The following is a 1,947-nucleotide window of genomic DNA, read 5'->3' on the forward strand; positions in this document are numbered from 1 at the left end:
TAGTAGGTCGGCGCGAAATTCAGGATCAGCAGCCCGACCACCAGCACCGGCACCGACGTTACCAGCCCACCGATCAGCGAGCGCGTCAGCGCAGCGCGGGATTGTGCGACAGCAGTAGACGGAGATGCGGTCTCTTCGATTGCCTGCGACAACGTCAAATCTCCTTGTCGCCGAGTTCGACCCGCTGGCCGAGCAGGCCTTCTGGCCGGTAGACAAGCAGCGCGACGATGATCCCGTAGGTGAGCGCGTCCTTGAAGCCTCCATACTCCTGCGGCAACGCAACCAGCAGGCCGACCTCGATGAAGCCGAGCAGCATGCCGCCGGCCGCAGCGCCCGCCAGCGAGCCGAAGCCGCCGATCACGCAGGCGACGAACGCCTTCAGCACCAGGCTGAAGCCGAGATCGGGCGAGACGCTGCCGCGCCGCGCGATGATGAAGACGGCGGCGATGCCGGCCAGTGCGCCGGAGACGGCGAAGGCCGTGGCGATCACCCGGTTCGCCTTGATACCCATCAGCCGCACCGTGGCGAAATCGCGCGACGCCGCGCGGATGGCGAGGCCGAGCGTCGAACGGTTGAGGAACAGCACCAAGGCGAGAATGGTCAGGCCCGAGACGATAAGCTCCATCACCTGCAGCGACGACACCGCAAAGGGGCCGAAGAACCACATCTGGTTCAGCCCGTTGAGGATCGAGACCGACTGCGGCTTTGGCGAGATCAGCAGCATGAACAGGTTCTGCACGACGATCGAGACGCCGAAGGCGGTCAGCAGCCCGGTCGTCGTCGGCGCATAGCGCACCGGCCGGAACGCCACCCGCTCGAAGGCGATGGCCGCAAGTGCGGCGGCAGCGACAGCAAGCAGCACCGCGACGATAGGCGAAGTCAGTCCGAGCGCCGCCGCCAGGAACACGCTGTAGGCGGAGACGCCGATGATCTCCCCATGCGCGAAATTGACCAGGCCCATGATCGAGAACACCACCGCGAGGCCGAGCGCGACCAGCGAATATTCCGCACCGAAAGCCAGCGCATTGAGAAGCTGCTGCAAGGCATAATCCATGTCGCCGCCTACCCGCCGATATAGAGGTTGAAGAGACCGTGTTCGTCGGCAAGGCTGGATGGCGGCCCGCTGTGGCGAAGCGTGCCGGCGCTGACGACATAGACGCGGTCGGCGAAGCGCAATGCCTGCCTGGCGTTCTGCTCGACCACCAGCAGCGTCAGCCCTTCCGCCTTCAGCTCGCCGATGAAATCGAAGATCTGCACGACGATCTTCGGCGCCAGTCCCAGCGACGGCTCGTCGAGCAGCAAAAGCTTCGGCCGCGACATCAGCGATCTGGCGATGGCCAACATCTGCTGCTCGCCACCCGATAGCGTGCCGGCCGCCTGCCCGTAGCGTTCGGAAAGCACCGGAAACAAGGCCAGGAAGCGCTCGATGTCCTGGCGCACGCCCTTGGGATCGCGCCGTATCGCCGCGCCAAGCCGAAGGTTCTCGCCGACCGTCAGATTGGCGAAGATGTGCCGGCCTTCGGGGGTGGAGGTCAGGCCGGCGCGAATGCGGTCCTCGGTGCGGACACGCGAAATGTCCTGGCCGTCGAGAACGACGCGGCCGGAAACCGGCGTGACCAGGCCGGTCAGCGCGTTGATGGTCGAGCTCTTGCCGGCGCCGTTGGGGCCGAGCAGGGCGACGAGTTCGCCCCGCCCGACCTTCAAGCTGAGGTCGCGCACCGCGCTCACCGCGCCGTAGCGGACGACCAGATTGTCGACGCTCAGCACGACGAGGTCTGCACCGAAGTCTCGATCCGTCATCGCTCGCTGCCCGTCAGTTCAGCGCCGGAACGAAGGTCGGCGGCGTGTCGGTGATCAGCACCCGCTTGCCGTTCGCAAACCCCATCACCGGCACGGCCTTGACCGGATAACCCTTCTTCTCGGCGAAGGATATGACCGGCGCCGTGG

2 protein-coding genes are annotated in these 1,947 nt (G+C 65.9%); both read right to left on the reverse strand.

Features of this window, described 5'->3' with window-relative positions; translation table 11 throughout:
• Positions 1-154: 154 nt before the first annotated feature.
• Positions 155-1,054, reverse strand: a complete 900-nt coding sequence (locus EN893_RS31525) for a branched-chain amino acid ABC transporter permease (protein ID WP_127273335.1) — start codon at positions 1,052-1,054, stop codon at positions 155-157.
• Positions 1,055-1,062: 8 nt separating this feature from the next.
• On the reverse strand, positions 1,063-1,800 hold the full coding sequence (locus EN893_RS31530; RefSeq protein ID WP_164748797.1) for an ABC transporter ATP-binding protein: 738 nt from the start codon (positions 1,798-1,800) through the stop codon (positions 1,063-1,065).
• Between the last annotated feature and the right edge of the window lie 147 nt (positions 1,801-1,947).

Source organism: Mesorhizobium sp. M7A.F.Ca.CA.004.04.2.1 (assembly GCF_004022825.1).
GTDB lineage: Bacteria > Pseudomonadota > Alphaproteobacteria > Rhizobiales > Rhizobiaceae > Mesorhizobium.

Excerpts from the sequence above, each read along its gene's own strand:
- EN893_RS31525 (WP_127273335.1), bottom strand. The coding sequence starts at position 1,054 with ATGGATTATGCCTTGCAGCAGCTTCTCAATGCGCTGGCTTTCGGTGCG.
- EN893_RS31530 (WP_164748797.1), bottom strand. The coding sequence starts at position 1,800 with ATGACGGATCGAGACTTCGGTGCAGACCTCGTCGTGCTGAGCGTCGAC.